This is a genomic window from Devosia sp. 67-54 (assembly GCF_001899075.1).
GTDB lineage: Bacteria > Pseudomonadota > Alphaproteobacteria > Rhizobiales > Devosiaceae > Devosia_A.
Map to the genome: position 1 here is coordinate 765,181 of NZ_MKVA01000005.1, position 26,729 is coordinate 791,909.

Annotated in this window: 27 protein-coding genes; 13 read left to right on the top strand and 14 right to left on the bottom strand. The window is 68.6% G+C overall.

Translation table 11 applies throughout. From position 1 onward, the window contains the following. Window positions 1-27: 27 nt before the first annotated feature. The gene (gene gltX, locus BGO82_RS08900) at window positions 28-1,458 is read right to left on the bottom strand and encodes a glutamate--tRNA ligase (RefSeq protein WP_291305199.1); all 1,431 of its coding nucleotides are present in this window, start codon (window positions 1,456-1,458) and stop codon (window positions 28-30) included. 69 nt (window positions 1,459-1,527) lie between these two features. On the opposite strand from gltX, the gene BGO82_RS08905 reads away from it, so the two are divergent. After that, window positions 1,528-3,651: a ComEC/Rec2 family competence protein gene (locus BGO82_RS08905; protein WP_291305200.1), complete on the top strand. Its 2,124-nt coding sequence runs from the start codon at window positions 1,528-1,530 to the stop codon at window positions 3,649-3,651. 3 nt (window positions 3,652-3,654) lie between these two features. Here BGO82_RS08905 and BGO82_RS08910 read toward each other — a convergent pair whose 3' ends face one another. The 4 genes from BGO82_RS08910 to lexA form a co-directional block, all read right to left on the bottom strand. After that, the gene (locus tag BGO82_RS08910) at window positions 3,655-4,533 is read right to left on the bottom strand and encodes an SMP-30/gluconolactonase/LRE family protein (RefSeq protein WP_291305201.1); all 879 of its coding nucleotides are present in this window, start codon (window positions 4,531-4,533) and stop codon (window positions 3,655-3,657) included. After that, entirely contained in the window at window positions 4,530-5,138 is a 609-nt protein-coding gene (locus BGO82_RS08915) for a 2-dehydro-3-deoxy-6-phosphogalactonate aldolase (protein ID WP_291305202.1), read from the bottom strand. The genes BGO82_RS08910 and BGO82_RS08915 overlap by 4 nt, the downstream gene beginning before the upstream one ends. Further along, entirely contained in the window at window positions 5,135-6,040 is a 906-nt protein-coding gene (locus BGO82_RS08920) for a 2-dehydro-3-deoxygalactonokinase (RefSeq protein WP_291305203.1), read from the bottom strand. The genes BGO82_RS08915 and BGO82_RS08920 overlap by 4 nt, the downstream gene beginning before the upstream one ends. A gap of 217 nt (window positions 6,041-6,257) precedes the next feature. Continuing rightward, complete coding sequence (gene lexA / locus BGO82_RS08925; RefSeq protein ID WP_291305204.1) at window positions 6,258-6,983, bottom strand: transcriptional repressor LexA; 726 nt, start codon at window positions 6,981-6,983, stop codon at window positions 6,258-6,260. A 171-nt stretch (window positions 6,984-7,154) separates the two neighbouring features. On the opposite strand from lexA, the gene BGO82_RS08930 reads away from it, so the two are divergent. Both BGO82_RS08930 and BGO82_RS08935 read left to right on the top strand, forming a co-directional pair. Beyond that, complete coding sequence (locus BGO82_RS08930) at window positions 7,155-7,523, top strand: VOC family protein (RefSeq protein WP_291305205.1); 369 nt, start codon at window positions 7,155-7,157, stop codon at window positions 7,521-7,523. Between the two features lie 163 nt (window positions 7,524-7,686). Then, window positions 7,687-8,007 carry a hypothetical protein gene (locus BGO82_RS08935; protein WP_291305206.1) on the top strand — a complete coding sequence of 107 codons (321 nt, stop codon included), beginning with the start codon at window positions 7,687-7,689 and terminating at the stop codon, window positions 8,005-8,007. A 40-nt stretch (window positions 8,008-8,047) separates the two neighbouring features. On the opposite strand, the gene glp is transcribed toward BGO82_RS08935, so the two are convergent. From glp to BGO82_RS08975, 8 genes are all read right to left on the bottom strand, one after another. Then, entirely contained in the window at window positions 8,048-9,256 is a 1,209-nt protein-coding gene (gene glp, locus BGO82_RS08940) for a gephyrin-like molybdotransferase Glp (protein WP_291305207.1), read from the bottom strand. Continuing rightward, window positions 9,253-9,723 (bottom strand): cyclic pyranopterin monophosphate synthase MoaC, encoded by a 471-nt coding sequence (gene moaC, locus BGO82_RS08945; RefSeq protein WP_291305208.1) that lies wholly within the window; start codon window positions 9,721-9,723, stop codon window positions 9,253-9,255. Before moaC ends, glp begins: the two co-directional genes overlap by 4 nt. Further along, a complete protein-coding gene (gene trpC / locus BGO82_RS08950) occupies window positions 9,720-10,529 on the bottom strand; it encodes an indole-3-glycerol phosphate synthase TrpC (protein WP_291305209.1) in 810 nt (269 codons plus the stop codon). Before trpC ends, moaC begins: the two co-directional genes overlap by 4 nt. Before the next feature lie 2 nt (window positions 10,530-10,531). Further along, window positions 10,532-11,017, bottom strand: coding sequence for a hypothetical protein (locus BGO82_RS08955; protein WP_291305210.1), 486 nt, complete (start codon window positions 11,015-11,017; stop codon window positions 10,532-10,534). Beyond that, a complete protein-coding gene (gene trpD, locus BGO82_RS08960) occupies window positions 11,017-12,030 on the bottom strand; it encodes an anthranilate phosphoribosyltransferase (protein WP_291305211.1) in 1,014 nt (337 codons plus the stop codon). The genes BGO82_RS08955 and trpD overlap by 1 nt, the downstream gene beginning before the upstream one ends. Beyond that, window positions 12,027-12,623, bottom strand: coding sequence for an aminodeoxychorismate/anthranilate synthase component II (locus tag BGO82_RS08965; RefSeq protein WP_291305212.1), 597 nt, complete (start codon window positions 12,621-12,623; stop codon window positions 12,027-12,029). The genes trpD and BGO82_RS08965 overlap by 4 nt, the downstream gene beginning before the upstream one ends. 177 nt (window positions 12,624-12,800) lie before the next feature. Beyond that, on the bottom strand, window positions 12,801-14,309 hold the full coding sequence (gene trpE / locus BGO82_RS08970; protein WP_291305701.1) for an anthranilate synthase component I: 1,509 nt from the start codon (window positions 14,307-14,309) through the stop codon (window positions 12,801-12,803). A 4-nt stretch (window positions 14,310-14,313) separates the two neighbouring features. Next, window positions 14,314-16,185 (bottom strand): peptidylprolyl isomerase, encoded by a 1,872-nt coding sequence (locus tag BGO82_RS08975; RefSeq protein ID WP_291305213.1) that lies wholly within the window; start codon window positions 16,183-16,185, stop codon window positions 14,314-14,316. A gap of 85 nt (window positions 16,186-16,270) precedes the next feature. Between BGO82_RS08975 and tpiA the strand changes: the two genes are divergently transcribed. From tpiA to BGO82_RS09000, 5 genes are all read left to right on the top strand, one after another. Then, window positions 16,271-17,026, top strand: coding sequence for a triose-phosphate isomerase (tpiA, locus tag BGO82_RS08980; RefSeq protein WP_291305214.1), 756 nt, complete (start codon window positions 16,271-16,273; stop codon window positions 17,024-17,026). 125 nt (window positions 17,027-17,151) lie between these two features. Continuing rightward, entirely contained in the window at window positions 17,152-17,694 is a 543-nt protein-coding gene (secG, locus tag BGO82_RS08985) for a preprotein translocase subunit SecG (protein WP_291305215.1), read from the top strand. 168 nt (window positions 17,695-17,862) lie between these two features. Then, complete coding sequence (locus BGO82_RS08990; protein WP_291305216.1) at window positions 17,863-19,491, top strand: CTP synthase; 1,629 nt, start codon at window positions 17,863-17,865, stop codon at window positions 19,489-19,491. Window positions 19,492-19,539: 48 nt separating this feature from the next. Next, window positions 19,540-19,719, top strand: a complete 180-nt coding sequence (locus BGO82_RS08995) for a DUF4169 family protein (protein WP_291305217.1) — start codon at window positions 19,540-19,542, stop codon at window positions 19,717-19,719. 17 nt (window positions 19,720-19,736) lie between these two features. Beyond that, window positions 19,737-20,213 (top strand): glutathione peroxidase, encoded by a 477-nt coding sequence (locus tag BGO82_RS09000; protein WP_291305218.1) that lies wholly within the window; start codon window positions 19,737-19,739, stop codon window positions 20,211-20,213. Between the two features lie 279 nt (window positions 20,214-20,492). On the opposite strand, the gene msrA is transcribed toward BGO82_RS09000, so the two are convergent. Then, window positions 20,493-21,227, bottom strand: a complete 735-nt coding sequence (gene msrA, locus BGO82_RS09005; protein ID WP_291305219.1) for a peptide-methionine (S)-S-oxide reductase MsrA — start codon at window positions 21,225-21,227, stop codon at window positions 20,493-20,495. A 223-nt stretch (window positions 21,228-21,450) separates the two neighbouring features. Between msrA and BGO82_RS09010 the strand changes: the two genes are divergently transcribed. The 5 genes from BGO82_RS09010 to BGO82_RS09030 all read left to right on the top strand — a co-directional run bounded on the left by BGO82_RS09010 (window position 21,451) and on the right by BGO82_RS09030 (window position 26,728). Continuing rightward, entirely contained in the window at window positions 21,451-21,816 is a 366-nt protein-coding gene (locus BGO82_RS09010; protein ID WP_291305220.1) for a PRC-barrel domain-containing protein, read from the top strand. 579 nt (window positions 21,817-22,395) lie between these two features. Beyond that, a complete protein-coding gene (eno, locus tag BGO82_RS09015; protein WP_291305221.1) occupies window positions 22,396-23,676 on the top strand; it encodes a phosphopyruvate hydratase in 1,281 nt (426 codons plus the stop codon). Between the two features lie 116 nt (window positions 23,677-23,792). Beyond that, window positions 23,793-24,188, top strand: a complete 396-nt coding sequence (locus BGO82_RS09020; RefSeq protein WP_291305222.1) for a hypothetical protein — start codon at window positions 23,793-23,795, stop codon at window positions 24,186-24,188. A gap of 110 nt (window positions 24,189-24,298) precedes the next feature. Beyond that, window positions 24,299-25,324: a pyruvate dehydrogenase (acetyl-transferring) E1 component subunit alpha gene (gene pdhA, locus BGO82_RS09025; RefSeq protein WP_291305223.1), complete on the top strand. Its 1,026-nt coding sequence runs from the start codon at window positions 24,299-24,301 to the stop codon at window positions 25,322-25,324. A gap of 12 nt (window positions 25,325-25,336) precedes the next feature. Beyond that, a complete protein-coding gene (locus tag BGO82_RS09030; protein ID WP_291305224.1) occupies window positions 25,337-26,728 on the top strand; it encodes a pyruvate dehydrogenase complex E1 component subunit beta in 1,392 nt (463 codons plus the stop codon). The last annotated feature ends 1 nt before the right edge of the window (window position 26,729 follow it).

Consider the following 26,729-nt stretch of genomic DNA (forward strand, 5'->3'; position numbering starts at 1 on the left):
ATAGCACTGACCTATTAGGATGCGGATTCAGGCGTTCGCCTGATCACCAATTCGTGCAAGACTCTCGGCCTTGCCGATCAGCACCATGACCTCGAAAATCCCCGGCGACACGGTGCGTCCGGTGAGGGCCACGCGCAGCGGCTGCGCCACCTTGCCGAGCTTCAGCCCGCGGCCTTCGGCGAAGGCACGGATGGCGCCATCGATCGCCGGCACGCTCCAGTCGGAAAGCTCCTCTAGAACGGCCTTCGCGCCGGCCAGCATGCCGCGCGTCTCGGCGGTGAGCTGCTCGGCGGCGGTAGCATCGACCGCGATCGGCCGCACCGCATAGATGAACTGCGCCAGATCGATCAGCTCCAGCACGGTCTTGGCGCGCGGCTGCAGCTCGGGCAGGGCGGCCAGCACCGTCGCCTTGTTGGCCGTGAGGCCGGCGTGGTCGGTGGTGCGGCCGATCTCGTTGGCCGTGTCCACCATCACCCCATAGAGATAGTCGGGGCTGGCGGCGCGGATGTAGTGGCCGTTGACGTTCTCGAGCTTGACGAAGTCGAAGCGCGCCGCGCCCTTGTTCAGCCCCTCGAGCGAGAACCATTCGATCATCTGCTCGATCGAGAACAGCTCGTCGTCGCCATGGCTCCAGCCGAGCCGCGCCAGATAGTTGAGCATGGCCTCGGGCAGATAGCCCATCTGCCGGTAGGCGCCGACGCCCAGCGCGCCGTGGCGCTTCGAAAGCTTGGCGCCGTCGGGCCCGTGGATCAGCGGGATGTGCGCCATCTCCGGCACGTCCCAGCCCATGCCGTTGTAGATGATGATCTGCCGCGCCGCGTTGGTCAGGTGGTCGTCGCCGCGGATGATGTGGGTCACGCCCATGTCGTGGTCGTCCACCACCACGGCCAGCATGTAGGTCGGCGTGCCGTCCGAGCGCAGGATGATGAAATCGTCGAGGTTCTCGGTCTTGAACACCACCTCGCCCTGCACGTGGTCGTTGACCACGATCTCGCCGGTCAGCGGCGCCTTGATGCGGATCACCGGCGCCACGCCCTCCGGCGCCTCCGACGGGTCGCGGTCGCGCCACATGCCGTTGTAGCGCGGCGGCAGGCCCTTGGCCCGCGCCGTCTCGCGCATCTCGGCCAGCTCCTCGGGCGAGCAGTAGCAATAATACGCCTGGCCGCGGGCCAGCAGCTCGCGGGCGATCTCGGCATGGCGGGCGGCGCGCGAGAACTGCAGCGTCGGCGGGCCGTCCCATTCGAGGCCGAGCCAGGTCAGCCCGTCATAGATCGCCTGCACCGCCGCCTCGGTCGAGCGCTCGCGGTCGGTGTCCTCGATGCGCAGCAGGAACTGGCCGCCGGTATGTCGCGCATAGGCCCACGAGAACAGCGCCGTGCGGGCGCTGCCGATGTGCAGGTAGCCGGTCGGCGAGGGGGCGAAGCGGGTAACGACGGTCTTGCTGGCAGGCTGGGGCATGGAGGTCCTTGGCGGGAATGCGGCGCCGTGTGTAGCATGGCCCCCGGGGATCGCAAGGGCGGGGGGCTCATGGCGGAAACCCTGGAAATCGGCGGTCCCGAGCTTCAGGCGCGACCGTTGCGGCCGGCGCCGCCGGCCCCCGTGCCGCCTGTTGTTGCGCCGCCGCGCCGCCGCTTCAAGGGCCTCGCCGCGAGCACGATTGTCGCACTCGACGAGCGCCGGCTGTTCGTGCTGCTGCCCTTCGCCATGATCGGCGGGCTCATCGCCGGCCTGGTGCTGCCGCCGATGCATCCCTATGCGCTGGCCGCCGGCGCCGGCGGGCTGGCGCTGCTGCTCGCGGCGGCGTTCGCGTCGCTGGCGCGGATGCGCGTCGCGGTGCTGCTGGCGGCGGCGTGGGCCGGCCTCTGCCTGCTGCCGCTGCACGGCGCGCTGTTCGGCACCGCCATGCTGGCGCGTCCGGCCTATGGCGACTACCGGGCGCAGGTCGACGAGATCGTCAGCGAGACGGCCAGCGAGCATCGCGTCATCGTCTCATCGATCGCGCCCACCGGCAGCGACCGCGCGCTGCCCATCCGCCGCGCCCGGGTGCTGGTGAAGGGCGGGCCGGATCTGGCGCCGGGCGACGTCATCGCCGGCAAATTCCGCTTCGCCCCGGTGCCGGGGCCGGTCTATCCGGGCGGCTTCGACACGCAGTTCCACGCCTATTTCGATGGGGTCGGCGCCTATGGCAGCACCATCCATCCGCCGACCCTGCTGTCGTCGGGCAGCGCCACCTCGCCGGCGCACGCGCTCGACGCCATCCGCCGCGGCATCTCGGCGCGCATCGATGCGGTGCTGCCCGAGCCCGCCGCCGGCGTCGCCCGCGCCATCATCAATGGCGACCAGAGTGCGGTGACCGACGCCGCCCGCACCACCATGGCGACCGCCGGCATCGCGCACGTGCTGTCGGTCTCGGGCCTGCATCTCAGCATCGTCGCGGGCGGCGTGTTCTGGGTGCTGCGGCTGCTGCTCGGCAGCTTCGAGGGCCTCGCCCGGCGCATTTCGGTGAAGCGCTTCGCGGCCTGCGGCGGCATGGCTGCGGCGGTGTTCTACTACGGCATTTCGGGCGGCAACGTCGCCGCCCTGCGCTCGACGCTGATGATCCTCCTGGTCTTCGGCGCCGTGCTGTTCGGCCGCCGGGCGCTGACCATGCGCAACGTCGCCATCGCCGGCATCATCGTCGTCGCCACCGATCCGGCCAGCGTGTTCCGGCCGAGCTTCCAGCTCAGCTTCGCCGCCGTGGTGGCGCTGATCGGCGCCTATGAGAGCATTCGCTCGTCGCGCCACCGCGATGCCGGCGTGCTGGCGCATGCCGCCGGCTACGTCAAAGGCATCGTCATCACCAGCCTCGTCGCCGGCGCCGCGACGCTGCTGTTTTCGATCTACCATTTCCAGCAGACCTCGCCGCTGGGCGTCGTCGGCAATCTCCTGACGTTGCCGCTCGTCGGCTTCGTGATGATGCCGGCGGCGGTGCTCGCCGTGCTGGCGATGCCGTTCGGGCTCGACGCGCCGCTGCTCGACGCCATGGGCTGGTCGATCGAGCGCATGCTCGACATGGCCGGGCTGGTGGCCGGCTGGAGCGCGCATCTGCGGGCGACGCCGCTGCTCACCCCGTGGGCGCTGGCGATCGGGCTCGCGGCGCTCGCCTGGTTCGCCTTCTTCAAGGACCGCTGGCGCCTCGCCGGACCGGCGCTCGCCGTGCCGCTGGTGGTGCTGTTCGCCGTCGACCGGCCGCCGGACGTGCTGGTCTCCGACACCACGCAGGCGCTCGCCGTCCGCGGCGGCAACGGCCTCGAGCTCGGCGACGGCAAGGCGAAAAGCTTCGCCCTCGACGTCTGGCGCGCGACCTATGACGACCCGATCGCGACGCCGGCGGCGCTCAGCTGCGATTCCATCGCCTGCATCGGCGACAGCGCCGTCGGCTTCAGCTACGCCATCATCGACGATCCGGCCGGCTTCGCCGACGAATGCGGCCGCGCCGATCTGATCGTCGCCCGTATCGCCGCCCCGACCTGGTGCACCGCCGGCACCGTCATCGATCCGCCGGAACTGCTGGCGCACGGCGTCCACTGGCTGCGCTGGGATGCCGGGCGGAAAGCGTTCGAGGTGCGGCCGGCGATCGCGGCGCTCGACCGCCCCTGGCGGGTGCCGTGAGGCTCAGATCCTGACGAGGTTCTCGGGCAGGCCGGGCACGTCCACATCGATGGCGAAGACGCCGCCGGCCAGCGGTTCGGCCGCCAGCTCCTCGGCCGTCAGCCCGTCGCGCGCCGAGGTGATGTAGAGCGTCTTCAGCTCCTTGCCGCCGAAGGCGGGGCAGGTGGGGCGGCTCACCGGCACCCTGACCACGCGGTCGACGCTGCCGTCCGGGGCGAAGCGGATGACGCTGCCGGCGCCCCATTGCGCGTTCCACACATAGCCGGCGGCATCCACCACGGCGCCGTCGGGTTCGGCCGGCGGCTCGACGCGGGCGAAATCCTGCCACGCCCCGCTCGGCAGGCCGGTGTCCCGGTCGATCGCCACCTTGCGGAGGGTGCGGGTGGCGCTGTCGGTGAAATAGGCGGTGCCGCCATCGGGCGAAAAACAGGTGGCGTTGGGGATGTGCAGGTCGCCGAGCAGCCTGGTCACCGCGCCGTCGCGCACCGAATAGAGCGCGCCGGCCGCCACCTTGCCCGGGTCCTTGAGCCCCATGGTGCCGATCCAGAAGGCGCCGGAGGGCCCGACGCGCCCGTCATTGGAGCGCACGCCGGTGCTGCCAGGATCGAGCGGCACCAGCAATTCGCGCGCATCCGTCGACAGGTTCAGCTTGAAGATGCCGGCCGCCGAGGCGATGGCGAGGTTGTCGGCGTCGATCACCCCCGCCGCCGTCACCGTCGCCTCGAAGGTGAAGCGGTCGACCATGATGCCGCCGGCGGTCGCCGAGAACAGCGTCTTGTTGAGGATGTCGAACCAGAACAGGCGTTCGACCAGCGGATGCCAGAAAATGCCTTCGCCCAGTTCGCACCGGCTGTCGATGAACAGCTCCGCCGTGTCCGTCATGTGGTCTTGCCCCCGTCATAGGCCGCCACTGCCGCGCGCGCCCGCTTGCCGATCTCGTCCAGGCTCATGCCCGGCTTGAAGATATAGCTGCCCAGCCCGAAGCCGGCACAGCCCGCCTCGAAATACTCCCGGAAATTGTCGGGGTTGGCGCCGCCCACCGCATAGAGCGGCATATCCTTGGGCAGCACCGCCCGCATCGCCTTGATGCCCCTGGTGCCCAGCACCTCGGCCGGGAAGAATTTGAGTCCGGTGGCGCCGGCGCGGATGGCGCGGAAGGCGTCGGTCGGGGTGAACACGCCGGGATAGGACTTCATGCCGAGCGCCCGGGTGCGCTGGATCACCGCCTCGTTGGTGTCGGGCGAAACGATCAACTGGCCGCCCGCCGCCTTCACCGCCTCGGCGTCCTCCACCGTCAGCACCGTGCCGGCGCCGATCTCGGCGCGGCCGGCGAAGCTGCGCGCGGCATTGGCGATCGACACCAGCGGGTCGGGCGAATTGAGCGGAATCTCGATGATGCCGATGCCGGCGGCGAGCAGCACCTCGCACACGGCGTTGGCTTCGGCCGGCGTCACGCCCCTCAGGATGGCGATGATCTGGCGGGTCATTGGGCGCGAGCCTCCTTCAGTCCGGCGATGGTGGCGTCGGCGGCGTCGAGCGCAAAGCTCTGGACGCCGATGCGGGCGAGCGCGGTGCCGTAGAGCGTGGCAAAGCGCGCCGAGCCGATGAGCGGCACCGGCTCGGGCCCCAGCCAGTCGCGGTGCCCGCCGATCTCGGCGCCGACCAGCAGCCCCGAGAGGTAGCCCGAGCACCAGTCGGCGCCCTTGCCCGACAGCAGCCCCGCGGCGCGGGTGCGGAAGATCAGCGCGCTCAGCAATTCCGGCTGCGCCAGCCCCGCCGCCATGCCGTCGGCGATGCCCGCCTCGATCTCGGCGCCGTCGACGTCGCCCGCGAACGAATGCCTCAGCACCGAATGCTGCGACAGCACCTCGTAGAGCTCGCCGGTCATCGCCGAGGAAAAGCGCACGATCCGGCCGCCGCGAATCTCGACCCATTTCGAATGCGTGCCCGGCAGGATGGCGACGCCCTCGAAGCCCGGCCGCAGCCCCAATAGGCCGAGCAGCTGCGTTTCCTCGCCGCGCATCACGTCCTCGTAACCGGCCTGCCGCTGGCAGACGCCGGGCAGGATGCGGACGCGGAAGCGCGCGTCGGCGCCCTCGGGCGACACCGCACGCGACAGCAATTGGTGCAGGTCCGCGGGCGTCTCGAAATACGGGGCCTCGAGCCAGCCCTGCCGCGCCCCCGCCATGCCGCAGACCACGACGTCGACCGTGCCGGCGACCTTGTCGCCGATCAGCTCATCGAGCACCGCGGGGTAGTCGGCGCGGCCGATCTTGCCCATGCCCTTGTCGGCGCCGACCGCGAAGGCCTGTCCGCCATCGGCGGCGATGCCCCAGGCCCGCACGTTCGAGGTGCCCCAGTCGACCGCCACCCACTCTGCTTCTGCCACCGTCCGACTCCGCCAAAACGCGGCGCGACCCTAGAGCGTTTCCAGGAAAAGTGGCAATGGTTTTCCGGTCCGGAAACACGCCAGAACAAAGGCTTAGAGCAGATCGCCGAGGCAATGGACCGGCGATCCGCTGCACCTTCAGCAGGCAGGCAAGCAGGACCGGCGGGCGAAAAACCTGCCGAAAATCAAACGCCCGCGGCGCGCGTAGTCGCCAGGCTCAGTATTTGCGCAGCAGGCCGACCAGCCGGCCCTGCACCTTCACCCGGTCGGGCGGGAAGATGCGCGTCTCGTAGGCCGGGTTGGCGGCCTCCAGCGCCACCGAATTGCCGCGCCGGCGCAGGCGCTTCAGCGTCGCCTCCTCCTCGTCGACCAGCGCCACGATGATCTCGCCGGTCGCCGCGGTATCCTGCTTCTTGATGATCACGGTGTCGCCGTCGAAGATGCCGGCGTCGACCATCGAATCCCCGCGCACTTCGAGCGCATAATGCTCGCCGCCGGTCAGCATTTCCGGCGGCACCGCGATGGTGTGGCTGTGGCTCTGGATCGCCTCGATCGGGGTGCCGGCGGCGATGCGGCCCATCACCGGAATGGAGACCGGACGGCCCGCTTCCGACATGCCCGGCATCGGCGGGGCGCTGCGCGCCGGCGGCGCCGCCACCCGGCCGAGCGTGCCTTCGATGACGTTGGGCTCGAAGCGCGCCTTGCGGCCGCCCAGCGACGGGTTCATCGAATCGGGCAGCTTGATCACCTCCAGCGCCCGGGCCCGGTTGGGCAGGCGGCGGATGAAGCCGCGCTCCTCCAGCGCCGTGATCAGCCGGTGGATACCCGATTTGGAGCGCAGATCCAGCGCGTCCTTCATTTCGTCGAAGGAGGGGGGAATGCCGCTCTCCTTCATGCGTTCATGGATGAACATGAGGAGTTCATGCTGCTTGCGCGTGAGCATCGGCGGCCCCCTTGGGGAATCAGAACAAAGGCTGAACGATGTATAGATGTTCCGGCTCTGTTCTGCAACATCGGGGTAAACAATGGCTTAAGGCGCGGCGCGCGTCGGCCACTGCCGCATCCTGACAGCATGCCGTTCCAGAACGGCGCTGTTCAGCAAAGGGAGCTTTCCATGCACTTCGCCTCCGTCCGCCTCGTCACCGCCGACATCGACGCCCTCGTCGCCTTCTATTCCCGCCTCACTGAAACCACGCCCTCCCGCCCGGCGCCGGAATTCGCCGAATTCCGCTTCGGCGCCGCCGCCCTCGCGCTCTCCAGCGAGACGCTGGTGGCGCGCTTCAACGCCGGCGCGGCGGTGGCGGCCGCCAACCGCTCGGCCATCGTCGAGTTCGAGGTGGCCGACGTCGATGCGGTGCGCACGCGCCTCGGCGACAGCGCCGACGTCGCCATGCCGCCAACCGACATGCCATGGGGTAACCGCTCGATGCTGCTGCGCGATCCCGACGGCAACGTCGTCAACGTGTTTTCGCGCCCGCGCTAGCGCGCCGAAACCGGCAAGTCGCGACGTGTCTTTGTTTGTTTCGTTAGTGTTACCGCCAGACCATGATTGCGCGGGGTCTTTGACCGACGCTAACTGACCCTGGCCAGCCTTGCGGGCGCCCGCCTCGGGCTGGCCTCATTTTTCCGCGCGTGAGTGTGTCGCCGTGACCAAGGACGAGGCCCGCAAGCAGGTGTTGAAGCTGTGGCGCGCCTTGCCGCCGCTGGAGCGCCAGAGCTTCGCCCAGGCCGAGGCGTTCGCGCTCGGCCTCGCCCCGTCGATCGAGTTCGAGACGATGGGCAACAAATCGCGGGTCATCGTCGCCTGGCTGCAGCGCGACCTGCTCGACATCGCCGCCGCCGTCGAGGCGGTGCGCCAGCAAGCCGCCGCCAGGCAGCGGCCGGCGCCCAAGGCCCCAGCCTCCAAGGCGCCCACGGCCAAAGTGCCGGTGCCCAAAATTCCGGTGCCCAAGACGCCGGCCGAGTGACGCGCCGCCAGTCGACTCTTCGCGGCTGCCGGCGCCGGCGTCAGCTCAGCATGTTGAGCGGGATGATCTCGATGATTTCGCCCGCCGGGGTGCCGGGGTCGTTCTCCGGCTGCACGATCAGCGCGTCGGCCTCGGCCAGCGAGGAGGAGTGGTTGCTGTCGGTCTCGGCGATCGGTGTCACCTCGAGAAAGCCCACCTCGTTGCGGCTGAGCTTGCCGCGCACGAAATGCCGGCGCTCGCCATTGGGCGGCAGGTCCGCCGCCAGCGGCACGCCCATGAACGGCCAGAACGGATCGGTATGGCCGGTCATCAGCCGCAGCGCCGGCCGCACCAGCACCGCCGCCGTCACGAATGCCGAGATCGGGTTGCCCGGCAGGCCGAACACCAGCGTCTTGCCGCGGGTGCCGAACATCAGCGGCTTTCCCGGCCGCATCAGGATTTTCCAGAAATCGAGCTGCACGCCGAGGTCGCGCAGCACGTCCTGCACGAAGTCGCGCTCGCCCACGCTGGCGCCGCCCGAGGTGATCAGCACTTCGACGCCATAGTCGAAGGCGCCCAGGATCGCCGTCTCCAGCGCCCGCTTGTCGTCGGCGACGATGCCGAGGTCGACGACCTTTTCGGCATAGGAGGAGAGCAGGGGGATGAGGCCGTAGGAATTGGAGGCGACGATCTGGTCGGGGCCGATCTCGCTGCCCGGCGGCACCAGCTCGTCGCCGGTGGCGAGCACGGCGAGCCGCGGCCGCCGCGTCACCTCGAGCTGGGCGTAGTTCGCCGACGCCGCGAGGTTCAGCATCGCCGGATTGAGCGGCACGCCGGCGGGCAGCAACTCCTTGCCGGCGGTGAAATCGTAGCCCTTGCGGCGCACCGATTTTCCCGGCCGCACCGTGCTGTGGAACACCACCTGGTTGCCGTCGGCGGTGGCGTCCTCCTGCATGATCACCGCGTCGGCACCGATCGGCAGCGGCGCGCCGGTGAAGATGCGCACGCACTCGCCCGACTGCATCATGCCGGTGAAGCGCTGCCCGGCCTGCGAGGTGCCGGCGAGGAACACCGGCCGGCCGGGCACGATCTCGGCGGCGCGCACGGCGTAGCCGTCCATGGCGCTGGCGTCGAACGGCGGCTGCGTATGCTGGGCGATCAGCGGCCGCGTCAGCACCCGCTTGTGGGCGCGGGCGAGGGGGACGGTTTCGGGCAGCGGCGTCGGGATGCGCGTGAAGATCCGGTCCAGCGCATCGTCGACACTGATCACCGCTTGAAATCCCCGGATTTGCCGCCCGACTTTTCCATGAGCTCGACGGCGCTCACCCGCATCGCCCGGTCGATGCCCTTGGCCATGTCGTAGAGGGTCAGCGCCGCCACGGACGCCGCGGTCATCGCCTCCATCTCGACGCCGGTGCGGTCGTGCGTCTCGGCCGTCGCAAGGATGGTGATGGTGCCGGCTTCGGCCGAAATCGCCACCTCCACCCGGTCGAGCGCGATCGGATGGCAGAGCGGGATCAATTCGCTGGTCTTTTTGGCGGCCATGATGCCGGCGATGCGGGCCACCGCCAGGGCGTCGCCCTTCTTGAGGCCGCCGCCGGCGATCGCCGCCACCGTGGTGGGCCTGGCCTCGAGCGTGGCGCGCGCCACCGCCCGGCGCGCCGTCGCCGGCTTGTCGCCCACATCGACGATATGGGCCTCACCCTTGTGGTTGAGATGGGTGAGCGCCTCGGTCATGGCCGGCCCTTGTCGCCCCACAGCAGCAATTGCGTGGCGCGCGTCACGTCGTCCTGCCGCATCAGGCTTTCGCCGACGAGGAAGGTGCCGATCCCCGCTTCGTCGTGCAGCCGCCGCACGTCGGCATAGCTGCCGATGCCGCTTTCGGCGACCAGATGCACGCTCCCGGGCACGCTGCCGGCCAGCGTCACCGAGGTCTGCAGCGTCGTCTCGAAGGTCCGCAGATTGCGGTTATTGATGCCGATGAACTCGGCGTCGAGCGCCAGCGCCCGGTCCATCTCGATCTGGTCGTGCACCTCGACCAGCGCGTCCATGCGCCATTCGGCGGCGGCGTCGAGTAGGTAGCGCGCCACGTCGTCGGTCACCGCCGCGAGGATGATCAGGATGCAGTCGGCGCCCCAGGCGCGCGCCTCGGCCACCTGGTAGGTCTCGAACATGAAGTCCTTGCGCAGCACCGGCAATTGCGTCGCCGCCCGCGCCTCGATCAGGTAGTTCGGCGCGCCCTGGAAGCTCGGCCGGTCGGTCAGCACCGACAGGCACGCCGCGCCGCCCAGCTCGTAGGCCCGCGCGATCGCCGCCGGCTCGAAATCGGGGCGGATCAGGCCCTTGGACGGGCTCGCCTTCTTCACCTCGGCGATCAGCGCGAATTCGCCCTGCTGGCGCTTGGCGCGCAGCGCCGAGAGGAAGCGCCGCACCGGCGGCGCGTCGTGCGCCTCGGCCACCACCTCGTTCCAGGGGCGCAGCGCCTTGGCCGCCGCGATCTCGTCGCGCTTGTAGGATTCGATGCGGGTGAGGATATCGGACATGGCTAGCGCAGGATTTCGACGAGAAGCACCCACCCGCCCTGGAGCGTGGTGATGAAGGGGATGATGATACCGCTGGCGATCCAGTAGAGGCCAGTCTCGTCGCCGTTGACGAGCAGCAGGCCGCCCACCAGCGCGGGCAGGGCGGTGATGATCACCAGCAGCAGCGGATAGAGCGACCAGAACAGCGGGTCGGCCTTTTCGCGGCGGGCGAACAGGTTGCGCACCTCGAGCGCGCCGGTCAGCGCCACGACGATGCCGGTGACGACCGCCTCCCAGCCGAAGGCGGCGAGCGATTGCCGCGGGAACAGCCCGAGGCTCGCCAGCACCAGGGCGGCGGCGATGATGATCAGGGTCTGCGCGGCGCGCGGCGGCAGCGTCGGCAGGGCCATGATCTCCTTGATGTTGATGGACATGGCGACGACCAGCAGGCCGGCGAGCGCCGCAGCGGCGCCCACCTCGGCCACGAAGAAGTCGGTCCAGCCCTCCATCAGCCGTTGCTCACGGAGATCAGCTTTGCGAGCGTCGCCTTGGCGCGGCCGCTGTCGATCTCGCGCGCCGCGAGGTCGGCGCCCAGCTTCAGCGTATCGGCGCGTCCGGCGACGATGAGGGCGGCCGCCGCGTTGAGCAGCACGACGTCGCGATAGGGGTCGCGCGCGCCGTCGAGCACGGTGCGCAGCCGGCCGGCATTGTAGGCCGGGTCGGCGCCCTTGAGGTCGGCCATGGTGCTGCGCTTGAGCCCCGCATCCTCCGGCGTCACCTCGAAGCTCGTCAGGTTCCCGCCCTTGATCGAGGCGACGAAGCTCGGCCCGGTGGTCGACAATTCGTCGAGCCCGCCATCGCCATGCACCACCCAGGCCGCGACGGCGCGGTTGGCGAGCAGGGCGGCGGCCACCGGCTCCACCCAGTTCTTGCCGTAGACGCCCAGCATGTAGCGCCGCGCCCCGGCCGGGTTCGACTGCGGGCCGAGCAGGTTGAACATCGTGCGGGTGCCGAGCTCGGCGCGCGACGGCCCCACATGCTTCATCGCCGGATGATGTGCCGGCGCGAACATGAAGCCGATGCCGGCTTCGGCGATGCAGCGCGAAATCTGCTCCGGCGTGAGGTCGATCTTGACCCCCAGCGCCTGCAGCACGTCGGACGCGCCCGATTTGCTCGACAGCGCCCGGTTGCCGTGCTTGGCGACCGGCACGCCGGCCGCCGCCACCACCAGCGCCGTGGCGGTCGAGATGTTCAGCGTCTCCGCGCCGTCGCCGCCGGTGCCGACGATGTCGACCACGTCGTCGGGCGCCGCCACCGGCACCATCTTTTCGCGCAGGATCGACACCGCGGCGGCGATCTCGCCCACCGTCTCGCCCTTGACCCGCAGGCCCATGAGGAAGGCGCCGATCTGGCTGGGCGTCGCCTCGCCCGCCATGATGACGGTCATCACCGAGCGCATTTCCTCGCCCGTCAGGTCCTGGCGCGCTGCGATCTTTCCGAGAGCTGCCTTGATGTCCATCACGCGGCCTTCCGCACGCCGAAATCGCGGCTGAGGGTCAGGAAATTCTGCAGGAGCGCGTGGCCGTTCTCCGAGGCGATGCTCTCGGGGTGGAACTGCACCCCGTGCAGCGGATAGCGCCGGTGCTGCAGGCCCATGATCAGCCCGTCCTCGCTGCTGGCGGTGATCTCCAGCTCGGCCGGCAGGCTGTCGCGCCTGACGATCAGCGAGTGGTAGCGGGTCGCCTCGAAGCCGGAATTGAGGCCGCGGAACAGGCCCTTGCCGGTGTGGCTGATGCGGCTGGTCTTGCCGTGCATCAGCTCGGGGGCGCGGATAACCTCGCCGCCCATCGCCTGGCCGATGGCCTGGTGGCCGAGGCAGACGCCGAGGATCGGCGTCGTGTCCTTGAAGCGGTCGATCAGCGCGAGGCAGATGCCTGCCTCGTTGGGCGTGCACGGGCCCGGCGACAGCACGATGCCCTCCGGCGCCATTTCGGCGATGTCGTCGAGGCCGATCTTGTCGTTGCGGTAGACGACCGGCTCCGCCCCGAGCTCGCCGAGGAAGTGCACGAGGTTGTAGGTGAAGCTGTCGTAATTATCGATGATGAGGAGTTTCATGCGTCGCTCACGGCCCCTCACCCCGGCGCTGCGCGCCGACCCTCTCCCCAGAGGGGCGAGGGGACCCGACTGGGAATTTCGGTTCTGTCGTCCCCTCGCCCCTTCGGGGAGAGGGTGCCGACCCCGGGCTCGTCCCGGGGGAGGCGGGTGAGGGGCCGTCAGATAGCCGGCTCCCCGTCACTGTCCCACCCTCGCTTCTCCGGCGTAGCGTAATGCCTCTTCAGCGGCGCTGAAAAGGGCGCGGGCCTTGTTTTCGCATTCGAGCTGTTCGAGCTCGGCCTTGGAATCCGCCACGATCCCCGCCCCGGCCTGCACGTAGAGCGTGTTGTCCTTGATGATGGCGGTGCGCAGCACGATGCAGGTATCCATCGTGCCGTCGGCGCCGAAATAGCCGACGCAGCCGCCATAGATGCCGCGCCGCGCCGTCTCCAGCTCGTCGATGATCTGCATCGCCCGCACCTTGGGCGCCCCCGAGACGGTGCCGGCCGGAAAGCCCGCCGCCAGCGCGTCGACGAAATCCTTCGATGGATCGAGCGTGCCGACCACGTTGGAGACGATGTGCATCACGTGCGAATAATATTCGAGGAAGAACTTGTCGGTGACCTGCACCGAGCCGATGCTGGCGACGCGGCCCACGTCGTTGCGGCCGAGGTCGAGCAGCATCAGATGCTCGGCCAGCTCCTTGGGATCGCTCAGCAATTCGTCGGCCAGCTCCTTGTCGCGGGTCGGCGTCGCGCCGCGCTTGCGGGTGCCGGCGATGGGGCGGATGGTGACCTGGCCCTTTTCCACCTTGACCAGGATTTCGGGGCTCGAGCCGGCCACGGCGAAATCGCCGAAATCCAGCATGTACATGTAGGGCGACGGGTTGGTGCGGCGCAGCGCCCGGTAGAGCGCCGTCGGCGGCAGGTCGAATCTGGCCTCGAAGCGCTGGCTCAGCACCACCTGGAAGATGTCGCCGGCCCGGATGTACTCCTTGGCCGCCGCCACCATCGCGGCGTACTGCTCCTTGCTGGTGTTGGAGGTGATGGCGATGCCGCCGAGGTCGGGCAGGCCGGTGGCGTAGGGCAGGGTGCGGCTCAGCCGCGCCGTGGCGTCGTCGATGCGCGAATGCGCGCTTTCCCAGGCCTGCCTGGCGGTGATGCCGGCCCGCCGGTACACCGGCGCCGTCAGGTACAGCTCGTCCTTGAGCGTATCGAAGATCGCCAGCACCGAAGGGCGCATCAGGATGGCGTCGGGCAGGCCGAGGGTTTCGGTGTTGCTGTCGGGCAGCACCTCCATCAGCCGCACCATGTCGTAGCCGAGATAGCCGTAGATGCCGGCGGCGGTGGAGGGCAGGCCCTCGGGCACGTCGGTCTGGCTCTCGGCCACCAGCGCCCGCAGCGCCTCGAGCGGCGGCGTCGCCAGCGGCGCGAACGCCTCCGGCGTCACATTGGCGTTGCGGTTGATGCTGGCCTTGCCGGCCTCGACCCTGAGGATGATGTCGGGGTCGAACCCGATCATCGAATAGCGGCCCTTGGTGGCGCCGTCCTGCACGCTTTCGAGCAGGAACGTGTTGCGCCGCCCCTCGCTCAGCTTGAGGTAAGCACCGATCGGCGTCTCGAGATCCGCCACCACGCGGCGGAAGACGATCTGCGAGCGCCCGGCATCATAGGCCGTCGCGAAGGTCTCGAAGCTGTCCCCCGCCATCGCATCACTGCGGCTGGTCAAGGTTGAGCAGCTGGCTCAACGCTTGCTGGTTGATCTTGATGCCGGCCTCGTCGCGGATGCCGCCGACGAATTCGGCATAGAGCGCGTCGCGCTCGGAATTTTCGAGGAAGTCCTTGATGTTCTTGTCGCCCTCGCCCGGCGCCGGGGTCACGTCGGTGACGTGGTAGACGACATATTCGCCGTCGCCGTCGATGGCCCAGCCATGGCTGTCGGGGCCCTTGGAGAAGATCGCCGCCGCTACCTGCTGGGTCAGCACATTGGTCTTGTCGCCGTCGCGGGTGATCGGCTGGCTGATGGTCGCGAACTGCGTGCGCTCAGCCGCCACGTCCTGGAACGACTTGCCGCCGTCGAGCTCCTTCATGATGGCGTCGACCTCGGCCTTGAGCGCCGCGTCGGTCTTGGCGGCGGTCCAGGCGGCCGTCACCTTGTCCTTCACCTCGTCGAGCGTCTGGTCGCGCGCCGCCTCGACCTTGCTCAGGTCGAAATAGATGTTCTCGTTGGAATTGACCGCCACGGTCGGCGCCAGCTTGCCCTCGGTCGCGGCAAAGATCGCCGTCGCCACCCGGGCGCGGTCGGCCGCGGGCAGGGCGGCGACCGACGACAGCTCGGGCCCGCCGGCGGTGATGCTCACGGTCGCGACCGGCAGCTTGTAGCGGTCGGCGATCTCCTTGAGCGGCTTCAGCCCGGCCCTGAGGGATTCGATCTGGTCCTCGATGTCCGCATAGGCCGCCTTGGCCTTGGCCATGGCCAGCTTCTTGGCCACCGCCGGCTTGGCCTCCTCGTAGCTGGTCGTGCCGCCGGCCTCGATCTTGGTGACGCCGATCACGCGCTTGCCGCCGATGCCGGGGATGATGGTGAAATCGCCTGCCTTGGCGAGCCCGAAGGCGGCGTCGGCCACGGCCGGGTCGATCACGTCGGCCTTGGCCTGCAGCCCGAAATCGGTCGCCGTCAGCCCCGCCGCCTTGACGTCGTCGAGGAAATTGCTGCCCGGCGTGAAGAACGCCTCCTTGCTCGGATCGGTCAGCACCACCTGCTGGATCTGGCGTTTTTCGACCGTGGTCAGGCTGTCCTTGGTCTTGTCGTATTCGGCTTTGATCTCGTCTTCGGTCGGCTGGTAGTCGGGCAGCGCCGCCAGCGCGTCGGGGGTCAGCACCAGCACGTCGGCGGTGCGCGTCTCCTTGGTGCGGAAATCGGCCTGGTGGTCCTTGAGATAGGTCTTGAGGTCGTCGTCGGTCGGCGCGGCGATGTCGGGCAGGCTGGTGGAGTTGAGGGTGAAATATTCCACCGTGCGCGTGTCGTTGCGGTAGCGGTTGAGCAGCTCGGCGGCGGTCTTGGGCACCGGCGAGCCGGCGAACAGGCCCATCGCGATCTGCTGGCGGCGGGCGGCCCGCGTCTGCAGGTCGAAATATTCCGCTTCCGTATAGCCGCTCTGCGCCAGCACCTGCTGGAAGGTGGCGCGGTCGAAATTGCCCAGCGTGTTGGCGAAGCTCGGGTCCTCGCGCACCATCTTGGCCAGTTGCGCGTCGGAGACGCCGATGCCGTAGCTGGTCGCCAGCTGGTTCACCGCCGCGTCCGAGGCCAGCCGCGCGATCACCGCGGTCGGAATGCCCATCTGCAGCGCCTGCTGCGAGGTCGGCATCTGCCCGGTCTGCTGCGCGAACTGGTTGAGCTGCTGCTGGTAGGCGCGCTGGAACTGGGTGGTGGTGATGTCCTCGTTGCCGACCTTGGCGAGCGTGGTCGAGCCGAGGTCGAGCAGCACGTTGGAGATGCCGAATCCGGCCATGCCGATGAGCAGCAGGCCACCCAGGATCTTGCCGACCAGGGTCGTGGCGAAACGGCGCATCAGGTTCAGCATTGGCAGGCAATCCAGGCGGTGACGTTGCGGCCCGAAGGGGTTATGGCAAACTCTGTTGCCGCGCAAGAGCAAGGATTTCCGCCAAGTGCCTCAGAATATTACCCCCCTGATCGCCGGGAACTGGAAGATGAACGGGCTGCGCGCGGCGCTGTCCGAGGTGGAGACGCTGGCGAGCCGCCTGACCGCCGGCCCGGCGCCGCGCTGCACCGTCGCCATCTGCCCGCCGGCGACGCTGCTCGGGCCGATGAACCGCATCACCGCGCCGGCCGGCATCGTGCTCGGCGGCCAGGACTGCCACCCGGCGCCCTCCGGCGCCCACACCGGCGACATCAGCGCCGCCATGCTGGCCGATGCCGGGGCGCAGATGGTGATCGTCGGGCACTCCGAGCGCCGCGCCGACCATGGCGAAACCGACGAATTGGTGCGGGCCAAGGCCATCGCCGGCCTCGCCGCCGGCCTCACCCCGATCATCTGCATCGGCGAGACGCGGGCCGAGCGCGAGGCCGGCGCCGCCGACGCCGTCTGCGCGCGCCAGCTTCTCGGCTCGGTGCCCGACCAGGCGGCGGACGAGGACGTGGTCGTCGCCTACGAGCCGGTCTGGGCCATCGGCACCGGCCTCACGCCCACCGCCGCCGATATCGCCGCCATGCACAACTCCTTGCGCCAGCAGCTGATTTCGCGCTTCGGCGGACGCGGCGCGGCGATCCGCATCCTCTATGGCGGCTCGCTGAAGCCGGCCAATGCGCGCGAAATCCTCGCCATCGCGCACGTCAATGGCGGCCTCGTCGGCGGCGCCAGCCTCTTGGCGGACGACTTCGCCGCCATTATCTCCGCGGCGTAATTCCCACGTCCCGCCCGAATATCGGCGCAAGCCGCTGGCATTTGGGGAGCGCGGCGTGTATGACCCGCGCCGATTTGGTCAGCACGCCTCACCGCTGCGGGCTCTGAACTGAAAGCCGTCCCCTTATGCAAAACGTATTGCTCGTCGCCTACCTCATCATCGTCCTGGCGCTGATCGGCGTGATCCTGCTGCAGCGTTCGGAAGGCGGCGGCCTGGGCATGGGCGGCAATGCCGGCGGGCTGATGACGGTGCGCGGCTCGGCCAATTTGCTGACCCGCAGCACGGCGATCCTGGCGGCGCTGTTCTTTGCCGCCGCCATCGGCCTCACCATCATGAGCGAGCTCGACCGCGGCACCGACTCCATTCTCGACCAGGCCGTGAGCACCGGCCCGCAGCCCTCGACCGTGCTCGACGCGCTGAGCCAGATGCAGGGCGACACCTCGTCCGCCGCGCCGGCCACGGCGTCGTCCGATGCCGCCGATGCCGGCCTCGCGCTCCCCGTCACCGCCGCGCCGTCGGCGTCCGCCGCCGTCGAGCCCTCCGCCAGCGCTTCGGCCGCGAGCAGCGCCGCGCCGGCCAGCAGCGAGGCCGCGCCGCCGAGCAGCAGCGCTCCGGCGCCCGCCAGCAGCGAGGCGGCGCCGGCCGCCAGCAGCGCGCCTGCCCAATAAGGCGGCGCCACCGCAGGACACCGGAAGGGGATGGCGACATCCCCTTCTTCTTTTTGGATTTGGCCGCGCCGTCCGGGCCGGCCCGAAATGGTCTGATGGAGTCGAGGCTGTGGGCGCAGCCTCGCGGCTCTTCCGAATCAGAAGCGCGCGCCCGTAAGGTGAAGGCCCATGGCTCGGTACGTTTTCATCACCGGTGGCGTGGTTTCCTCATTGGGCAAAGGTCTCGCGTCCGCGGCGCTCGGCGCCGTGCTCCAGGCGCGTGGCTACAAGGTGCGCTTGCGGAAACTCGACCCCTACCTCAATGTCGATCCCGGCACGATGTCGCCCACCCAGCACGGCGAGGTGTTCGTCACCGACGACGGCGCCGAGACCGACCTCGACCTCGGCCATTACGAGCGCTTCACCGGCCGGCACGCCAACAAGCGCGACAACATCACCACCGGCCGCATCTATTCCGACCTGATCTCGAAGGAGCGCAAGGGCGAGTTCCTCGGCGCCACCGTGCAGGTGATCCCGCACGTCACCGACGCCATCAAGGAATTCGTGCTCGAGGGTAATGACGACTACGATTTCGTCTTGATCGAGATCGGCGGCACCGTCGGCGACATCGAGGGCCTGCCGTTCTTCGAGGCCATCCGCCAGCTCGGCAACGATCTGCCGCGCCACCACGCGGTCTACGTCCACCTGACGCTGATGCCGTACATCCCCTCGGCCGGCGAGCTCAAGACCAAGCCGACGCAGCATTCGGTGGCCGAGCTGCGCTCCATCGGCATCTCGCCCGATGTGCTGCTGGTGCGCTGCGACCGGCCGATCCCGAGCTCGGAGCGCCGCAAGCTGGCGCTGTTCACCAACGTCCGCGAAAGCGCCGTGATCCAGGGCCTCGACGTCGCCTCGATCTACGACGTGCCGCTCGCCTACCACAAGGAAGGCCTCGACCGCGAAGTGCTGGCCGCCTTCGGCATCACCGACGCGCCCGCGCCCGATCTCGGCCAGTGGGAGGAGGTGTCGTCGCGCCTGCACAACCCGGAGGGCGAGGTCAACATCGCCATCGTCGGCAAATACACCGGCCTCAAGGACGCCTACAAATCGCTGAGCGAGGCGCTGGTGCATGGCGGCATCGCCAACAAGGTCAAGGTCAACCTCAACTGGATCGACAGCGAGATCTTCGAGCACGAGGACCCCGCGCCCTATCTCGAGCACATCCACGGCATCCTGGTTCCCGGCGGGTTCGGCGAGCGCGGTTCGGGCGGAAAAATCCAGGCGGCGCGCTTCGCCCGGGTCAAGGACGTGCCGTATTTCGGCATCTGCTTCGGCATGCAGATGGCCTGCATCGAGGCGGCGCGCAACACCGCCGGCATCAAGAACGCCAACTCCACCGAATTCGGCCCGACCAAGGAGCCGATCGTGGGCATGATGACCGAGTGGACCAAGGGCAACGAGAAGGAAACCCGCTCCGCCGAAGGCGACCTCGGCGGCACCATGCGGCTCGGCGCCTATCCCGCCCAGCTCACCCGCGGCAGCCGCGTCGCCGACATCTACGGCACCACCCGCATCTCCGAGCGGCACCGGCACCGCTACGAGGTGAACATGGCGTACCGCAAGGTACTCGAAAAGAACGGCCTGCTGTTCTCCGGCGTTTCCCCCGACGGCACGCTGCCCGAGATCGTCGAGCGCACCGACCATCCCTGGTTCATCGGCGTGCAGTTCCACCCCGAGCTCAAATCCAAGCCGTTCGAGCCGCACCCGCTGTTCGCCAGCTTCATCGCCGCCGCCATGGACCAGAGCCGGCTGGTGTAGCTCGACCGGCGCGCTTGACCGCCGGCGGCGTGCGGCTAAGCTTGCGGCATGGCCGACATCGTCAACCTCAACCGCGCCCGCAAGCAGAAATCCCGTGCCGAGCGCGAGCAGCAGGCCGCCGAGAACCGCGTGCGGTTCGGCCGCAGCAAGGCCGAAAAGGCCCGGGACGCCGCCGAAAAATCGCTGGCCGAAAAGCTGGTCGAGGCGCATCGGCGCGACAGCGACTGACCGCAGGATTCCGCCCCATGACGACTCTTTCCGATTTCACCGCCTCCCGCCTCGGCGGGGCTCCCGAGCCGCTCTCGGCCTATGCCGGCAAGGTGGCGCTCATCGTCAACGTCGCCAGCCAGTGCGGCAACACCCCGCAATATGAGGGGCTCGAGGCACTGTACCGCAACTACGGCCCGCGCGGCTTCGTGGTTCTGGGCTTTCCCTGCAACCAGTTCGGCGGGCAGGAGGCCGGCAGCGCCGAGGAGATCGCCGCCTTCTGCACCCTCAACTACGCCGTCGATTTCCCGATGTTCGCCAAGCTCGAGGTCAACGGCCCGGCCGCCGATCCGCTCTACGCCTGGCTGAAGCACGAAACGCCGGGCTCGGCCGACCGCGACATCGAGTGGAATTTCGCGAAATTCCTGGTCGGCCGCGACGGCCGCCCGGTCCGCCGCTTCGCCGACAAGGTGCAGCCGGCCGACCTCGCGCCGGACATCGAAACGCTGCTGTAAGGGGCCTCGCCGGGACCAGCCCCCGCACGCAGGACCAACCCCGCCACATCGTCAGTCCCGAGAAACCATCCACATCGTCATTCCCGCGCAAGCGGGAATCCAGACCGGGCTCACGGACGTCCGAGACCTTCGCCTGGAGTCCCGCTTTCGCGGCAATGACGATGGGGAGGAATGTGGGAAGGACGACGGCGACAGACACGCGACCGCCGCCCCGCCACGCCGCCCCGCCAAACAAAAAGGCCGGGCGCGCGGCCCGGCCTCAATCCCGTCCCCGCCGCCTCAGGCGTTCGAGGCGAACACCAGCACCGGCTTGTCCATCCACAATTCGGGGAAGTTCGCCTTCATGTCGGCGATCTTGGGCTCGTCGAAGAACGCCAGATAGCCCGGGTTCACCTTCATCGTGTAGGCGTTGTCCTGGTGGTAGTCCTCGGCCTGGAAGAAGTTCTTGTAGGGCGTCACTTCCGTCACGATCCTGCTCGGATACACCTTGGCGGCGTCGAGCTGGGCGATATAGGCCTTGGCCACCTTGGCCTGCTCGTCGTTGAGGACGAACAGCGCCGAGCGGTAGCTCGTCCCCTGGTCGTTGCCCTGGTAGTTGAGCGTCGTCGGGTCGGTGATCACCGAAAAGAAGATCTGCAGCAGCTTGCCGTAGCTCACCACCTTGGGGTCGAACTCGACCTTCACCGCCTCGGCGTGGCCGGTGGTTTCGCTGCCCACCATCTCGTAGGTGGGGTTGTCGACGGTGCCGCCCGAATAGCCGGAGATGGCGCTTTTCACGCCCTTGACGTGCTGGAACACGCCCTGCACGCCCCAGAAGCAGCCGCCGGCGAACACCGCCGTCTCGGTAGTCGCGGTCGCCGCCGGCTCGTCGATCGCCGGGGCAGGGGCCTCGACCGGCAACAGGCCCTCGGCCATGGCGCTGCTGCTCCACGCCCCCATGCCGATGCCGAGCGCCGCCACCGGCACGATCAGCGTCGCCATGGCGGCCTTGGCGATCCTGCGCAACTCCATCATCGCTTCTCTCCCTCGCGAGGCGGAGCCGTCCGCCCGCATGTGTCGCCGTAATGTGGCGCGTCGCGGCGCAAAATCCAGTCGCGCTGGCGCCGTTGTGATCGTGCCGCCACCGCGCGTGAGCCGGCGTGAGCGTCCGGCTCGACTCCGTGGGCGAGGCGGCAGGGGAACTCCCCCGGACTCCACCCGTTACCCCGGCATCATCCATCCTCAAGGAGACGGAAAAATGCCGACAGCATCGGGACATACCACCGCCATTCGCGCCTCGCGCGTCATCGGCACCGAGGTCAAGGACAATAGCGGCAACGTCATCGGCAAGATCGAGGACCTCATCCTCGACAAGACCGAGAACGCCATCATGTTCGCCGTTGTCGGCTTCGGCGGCATGCTCGGCATGGGCGAGAAATTCCATCCGGTACCGTGGTCGACCCTCGATTTCGACCCGGAGCTCGACGCCTATGTGATCCCGCTCAGCAAGGACGAGCTCGAGGCGGCGCCGGCGGATTCGATCAAGGATCTGACCAAGAACGACGGCGCCGGCATCCGCGAGCGCGCCTACGACTATTACAAGGCCCAGCCCTACTGGCACTGAGCCGGCAGGACGCCTTGCGTCGAGGGCGGCCGCGGGCCGCCCTTGGCGTTTCCGCCGCGCGGCGCCCAAGAACAACGATCCAGACGGTACGGCATCGACATCGATATCCCCGCCGCCGGCGCCGGATTCCGCAGTCCCCGCAATCGCTTGCAACAATCTTTGCGTCCGCCGGTCCGCCTCGCCCGGGGCGGCGCTACAGTGTCGCCGTCGCCCACCGCCACCGTGGCGGTCCTGACGAGGGGCCGGGTGGGCGAGACGGGCGGACGGCGGTCGCGCCGTCCGGGTCCGGCAGTGGGTCGCAGGGCGTTCAAAGGCGCTCTCCCGCCCGGCCGCTCCCAAAATCCCGCCGCGGAGCTGCGCTGGGTGCCTCGCACTCAGTCTTCAGTCTCGGAGGCGCCCGGCGCACTCCGTCCACGGGACCGGTCCGTCCCGCGGCAGGGCAGACTCCGAGGCCGCAGGGCCGTCGGCCGCTCCGCCATGCCCGCTCGGAACCGGGCGAAAAATTCCGCCGGAGCCCTTCCGATTGTCGCGGGGCTTGTCTAACAAGGGCGGCAATCGGTTGCAGCAGAGGTTTCGGCAATGTCTTCCATCATCGATGTCACCGGCCGCCAGGTCTTCGACAGCCGCGGCAACCCGACCGTCGAGGTCGACGTGGTGCTCGACGATGGCAGCTTCGGCCGCGCCATGGTGCCGTCCGGCGCCTCGACCGGCGCGCACGAGGCCGTCGAGCTGCGCGACGGCGGCAAGCCGTTCCTCGGCAAGGGCGTGACCAAGGCGGTCGATTTCGTCAACACCGAGATCTATTCCGAGATCGAGGGCCTCGACGCGCTCGACCAGATCAGCGTCGACCGCGCCATGATCGAGCTCGACGGCACGCCCAACAAGGGCCGGCTGGGCGCCAACGCCATCCTCGGCGTGTCGCTGGCGGTGGCCAAGGCGGCGGCGGAAAGCTCCGACCTGCCGCTCTACAAATATCTGGGCGGCCCCAACGCCCATGTGCTGCCGGTGCCGATGATGAACATCATCAATGGCGGCGCCCATGCCGACAATCCCATCGACATGCAGGAGTTCATGATCCTGCCGATCGGCGCCGAAAGCTTCGCGCACGCCATGCAGATCGGCTCGGAGGTGTTCCATACCCTCAAGAAGGCGCTGCACGCCGACGGGCACAACACCAATGTCGGCGACGAGGGCGGCTTCGCTCCCAACCTCAGCTCCGCCGAGGCGGCGCTCGAGTACATCGTCAAGTCGATCCAGGCCGCCGGCTACGAGCCGGGCAAGGACGTGGCGCTCGGCCTCGACTGCGCCTCGACCGAATATTTCAAGGCCGGCAAGTACGAGATGAGCGGCGAGGGCAAGACGCTCTCGTCCGACGACAACGTCAAATTCCTCGAGGGCCTCGCCGGCAGATTCCCGATCATCACCATCGAGGACGGCATGGCCGAGGACGATTGGGAGGGCTGGAAGGCGCTCACCGCCGCGCTCGGCAAGAAGCTGCAGCTCGTGGGCGACGATTTGTTCGTCACCAACACCGAGCGGCTGCGCTCGGGCATCAGGATGGGCGTCGCCAATTCCATCCTGGTCAAGGTCAACCAGATCGGCTCGCTCAGCGAAACGCTCGACGCCGTCGATATGGCGCACCGCAACGCCTACACCACGGTGATGTCGCACCGCTCGGGCGAGACCGAGGATTCGACCATCGCCGACCTCGCGGTCGCCTGCAATTGCGGGCAGATCAAGACCGGCTCGGTGTCGCGCTCCGACCGCATGGCAAAGTACAACCAGCTCATCCGCATCGAGGAGATGCTGGGCAGCTCCGGCCGCTATGCCGGCCGCGACGCCTTCAGGGCGCTGGCATAAGCACCTCGATTGCGCTGGCGCCGCAGCCGCTTAGGGGGCGCGGCGCGGCACATTAATCCCCCTTCAACCGGGGGGTGTTAAGATGGCCGCAACCGTCAGCGAGGCCATCGTCGTCCATGTCCACCCGTCTCCGCCGTCCCTCGCTCTGGCGCCAGTTGCTGGTCACCGCCGCTCTCGTCGCCTTCCAGGGCTATCTGGGCTGGAGCGCGCTGGTGGGCAATTACGGCATCGAGGGCCGCAAGACGATGCTGGCCGACATCGACACGCTGAAGGTGCAGTCGGGCGGGCTCGCGGCCGCCATCGACTCCTACCGCCACAAGGTGTCGCTCTTTGCCCCCAAGAGCCTCGACCCCGACATTCTCACCGAGAAGGCGCGGGCGATGCTGTCGATGGCGCAGGTGGGCGACATGGTGGTGATGATCGATCCGAACACCGGTAAACCTGTCTCCGGTTCACAGGCGACGTCAACCGAATCTGGGGCAATGCCAAAAATCGAAAGCGGCATAGACTGATAGCGCCGTTTCCTGCTGCAATTACTGCATTGCGCTCGACGAAAGCCTTGCGCTACCCTCGCAGCCGATGGCGTAATGCCATGCTCACAAGCGGCATCCGGAGACGATGAATGGCGCGCAAGCCCGCCCCGAAAGCGGAAAAATCCGCTTCCCTCTCCAACATCCCTGAATTCAGCAAGGAGCAGGAGCTCGCCGCCTATCGCGACATGCTGCTCATCCGCCGCTTCGAGGAGAAGGCCGGCCAGATGTACGGCATGGGCCTGATCGGCGGCTTCTGCCATTTGTATATCGGCCAGGAAGCGGTGGTCACCGGCGTCACCATGGCCAGCCGCAAGGGCGAGGACGCGCAGATCACCGGCTATCGCGACCACGGCCACATGCTGGCCATGGGGCTCGAGGCCAGGGGCGTGATGGCCGAGCTGACCGGGCGGCGCGGCGGCCTCAGCAAGGGCAAGGGCGGCTCGATGCACATGTTCTCCAACGAGCACCGCTTCTACGGCGGCAACGGCATCGTCGGCGCCCAGGTGTCGCTCGGCACGGGCCTCGCCTTCGCCAGCAAGTTCAGGGGCGACGACACCGTCAGCCTCACCTATTTCGGCGACGGCGCCGCCAACCAGGGGCAGGTTTACGAAAGCTTCAACATGGCCAAGCTGTGGAAGCTGCCGGTGGTCTACATCATCGAGAACAACCGCTACGGCATGGGCACCTCGCTCGAGCGCGCCTCGGGCCAGACCAACCTCGCGCGCCGCGGCGAGGGCTTCGACATTCCCGGCGAGCAGGTGGACGGCATGGACGTGCGCATGACGCACGACGCCGCCAAGCGCGCCATCGCCCACGCGCGCGAGGGCAAGGGCCCCTACATCCTCGAAATGCTGACCTATCGCTATCGCGGCCATTCGATGTCCGATCCGGCGAAATACCGCAGCAAGGACGAGGTCACCACCATGCGCGCCGAGCACGATCCGATCGAGCAGGTCAAGAACCGCATTCTGGAAAAGCGCTACGGCACCGAGGACAGCCTGAAGCAGGTCGAGGCCGAGGTGCGCGCCATCATCACCGAGGCCGCCGACTTCGCCACCAACGATCCCGAGCCGGATACCGCCGAGCTCTGGACCGACATCTACGCCGAAGCCTGAGGACAGCCGATCATGCCGAACATCCTGATGCCCGCGCTGTCGCCCACCATGGAGGAGGGCAAGCTCTCCAAATGGCTGGTCAAGGAAGGCGACACCGTCAATCCCGGCGACGTGTTGGCCGAGATCGAGACCGACAAGGCGACCATGGAGGTCGAAAGCGTCGACAGCGGCAAGGTGTCGAAGCTGCTGATCCCCGAGGGGACCGAGGGCGTGAAGGTCAACACCCCGATCGCCATCGTGCTCGGAGAGGGCGAGTCTCCCGGTGAGGAGATGCCCAAGCCGCCCGCCGCCTCCGCCACCCCGTCGATGGTGACGGCGGAAGCGCCGGCGCCTGCCCCCGCCGAGGCCAAGGCGCCCGCCGCCGCGGCCGCGCCGGCCTTCACGCCGGCCGCCGACCCCGACCTGCCGGCCGGCGTCGAGATGGTCGAGATGACGGTGCGCCAGGCGCTGAACGAGGCCATGGCCGAGGAGATGCGCCGCGACGAGACCATCTTCCTGATGGGCGAGGAGGTGGCCGAGTACAACGGCGCCTACAAGGTCAGCCAGGGCCTGCTCGACGAGTTCGGCGCCAAGCGCGTGGTCGACACCCCGATCACCGAGCATGCCTTCGCCGGCATCGGCATCGGCGCCGCCTTCGCGGGCCTGAGGCCCATCGTCGAATTCATGACCTGGAACTTCGCCATGCAGGCGATCGACCAGGTGATCAACTCCGCCGCCAAGCAGCTCTATATGTCCGGCGGGCAGGTGCATGCCCCGATCGTGTTCCGCGGCCCCAATGGCGCCGCCTCGCGCGTCGGCGCGCAGCACAGCCAGGACTATTCGGCCTGGTACAGCCACGTGCCCGGCCTCTATGTCGTCGCCCCGTTCTCGGCCGCCGACGCCAAGGGCCTGCTCAAGGCCGCCATCCGCTCCAACAACCCGGTCGTCTTCCTCGAGAACGAGATTCTCTACGGCTCGACCGGCCAGGTGCCGAAGGTCGACGACTACGTGCTGCCGATCGGCAAGGCGCGCATCGCCCGCGCCGGCAAGGATGTGACGCTCGTCAGCTTCTCGATGGGCATGCGCTACGCCACGCAGGCGACCGAAAAACTGGTCGCCGCCGGCGTCGACGTCGAGCTCATCGATTTGCGCACGCTGCGGCCGATGGACTCGGCGACCGTCATCGAGAGCGTCAAGAAGACCGGCCGCCTGGTCTCGGTGGAGGAGGGCTGGCCGCAGGGCGGCATCGGCGCCGAGCTTGCCGCGCGGGTCATCGCCGAGGCGTTCGACTATCTCGACGCGCCGCCCACCCGCATCACCGGCAAGGACGTGCCGATGCCCTACGCCGCCAATCTCGAAAAGCTGGCGCTGCCCAGCGTCGACGACGTCGTCGCCGCGGTGAACGCCGTGACGTATCGGGGATGAG

Excerpts from the sequence above, each read along its gene's own strand:
- BGO82_RS09020 (WP_291305222.1), top strand. The coding sequence starts at position 23,793 with ATGTCCACCCGTCTCCGCCGTCCCTCGCTCTGGCGCCAGTTGCTGGTC.
- BGO82_RS08930 (WP_291305205.1), top strand. The coding sequence starts at position 7,155 with ATGCACTTCGCCTCCGTCCGCCTCGTCACCGCCGACATCGACGCCCTC.
- secG (WP_291305215.1), top strand. The coding sequence starts at position 17,152 with ATGCAAAACGTATTGCTCGTCGCCTACCTCATCATCGTCCTGGCGCTG.
- pdhA (WP_291305223.1), top strand. The coding sequence starts at position 24,299 with ATGGCGCGCAAGCCCGCCCCGAAAGCGGAAAAATCCGCTTCCCTCTCC.
- BGO82_RS08995 (WP_291305217.1), top strand. The coding sequence starts at position 19,540 with ATGGCCGACATCGTCAACCTCAACCGCGCCCGCAAGCAGAAATCCCGT.
- BGO82_RS08965 (WP_291305212.1), bottom strand. The coding sequence starts at position 12,623 with ATGAAACTCCTCATCATCGATAATTACGACAGCTTCACCTACAACCTC.
- BGO82_RS09000 (WP_291305218.1), top strand. The coding sequence starts at position 19,737 with ATGACGACTCTTTCCGATTTCACCGCCTCCCGCCTCGGCGGGGCTCCC.
- BGO82_RS09010 (WP_291305220.1), top strand. The coding sequence starts at position 21,451 with ATGCCGACAGCATCGGGACATACCACCGCCATTCGCGCCTCGCGCGTC.
- gltX (WP_291305199.1), bottom strand. The coding sequence starts at position 1,458 with ATGCCCCAGCCTGCCAGCAAGACCGTCGTTACCCGCTTCGCCCCCTCG.
- BGO82_RS08905 (WP_291305200.1), top strand. The coding sequence starts at position 1,528 with ATGGCGGAAACCCTGGAAATCGGCGGTCCCGAGCTTCAGGCGCGACCG.
- moaC (WP_291305208.1), bottom strand. The coding sequence starts at position 9,723 with ATGACCGAGGCGCTCACCCATCTCAACCACAAGGGTGAGGCCCATATC.
- msrA (WP_291305219.1), bottom strand. The coding sequence starts at position 21,227 with ATGATGGAGTTGCGCAGGATCGCCAAGGCCGCCATGGCGACGCTGATC.
- trpE (WP_291305701.1), bottom strand. The coding sequence starts at position 14,309 with ATGGCGGGGGACAGCTTCGAGACCTTCGCGACGGCCTATGATGCCGGG.
- trpC (WP_291305209.1), bottom strand. The coding sequence starts at position 10,529 with ATGTCCGATATCCTCACCCGCATCGAATCCTACAAGCGCGACGAGATC.
- BGO82_RS08975 (WP_291305213.1), bottom strand. The coding sequence starts at position 16,185 with ATGCTGAACCTGATGCGCCGTTTCGCCACGACCCTGGTCGGCAAGATC.
- BGO82_RS08990 (WP_291305216.1), top strand. The coding sequence starts at position 17,863 with ATGGCTCGGTACGTTTTCATCACCGGTGGCGTGGTTTCCTCATTGGGC.
- BGO82_RS08955 (WP_291305210.1), bottom strand. The coding sequence starts at position 11,017 with ATGGAGGGCTGGACCGACTTCTTCGTGGCCGAGGTGGGCGCCGCTGCG.
- eno (WP_291305221.1), top strand. The coding sequence starts at position 22,396 with ATGTCTTCCATCATCGATGTCACCGGCCGCCAGGTCTTCGACAGCCGC.
- BGO82_RS08910 (WP_291305201.1), bottom strand. The coding sequence starts at position 4,533 with ATGACGGACACGGCGGAGCTGTTCATCGACAGCCGGTGCGAACTGGGC.
- lexA (WP_291305204.1), bottom strand. The coding sequence starts at position 6,983 with ATGCTCACGCGCAAGCAGCATGAACTCCTCATGTTCATCCATGAACGC.
- BGO82_RS08915 (WP_291305202.1), bottom strand. The coding sequence starts at position 5,138 with ATGACCCGCCAGATCATCGCCATCCTGAGGGGCGTGACGCCGGCCGAA.
- BGO82_RS09030 (WP_291305224.1), top strand. The coding sequence starts at position 25,337 with ATGCCGAACATCCTGATGCCCGCGCTGTCGCCCACCATGGAGGAGGGC.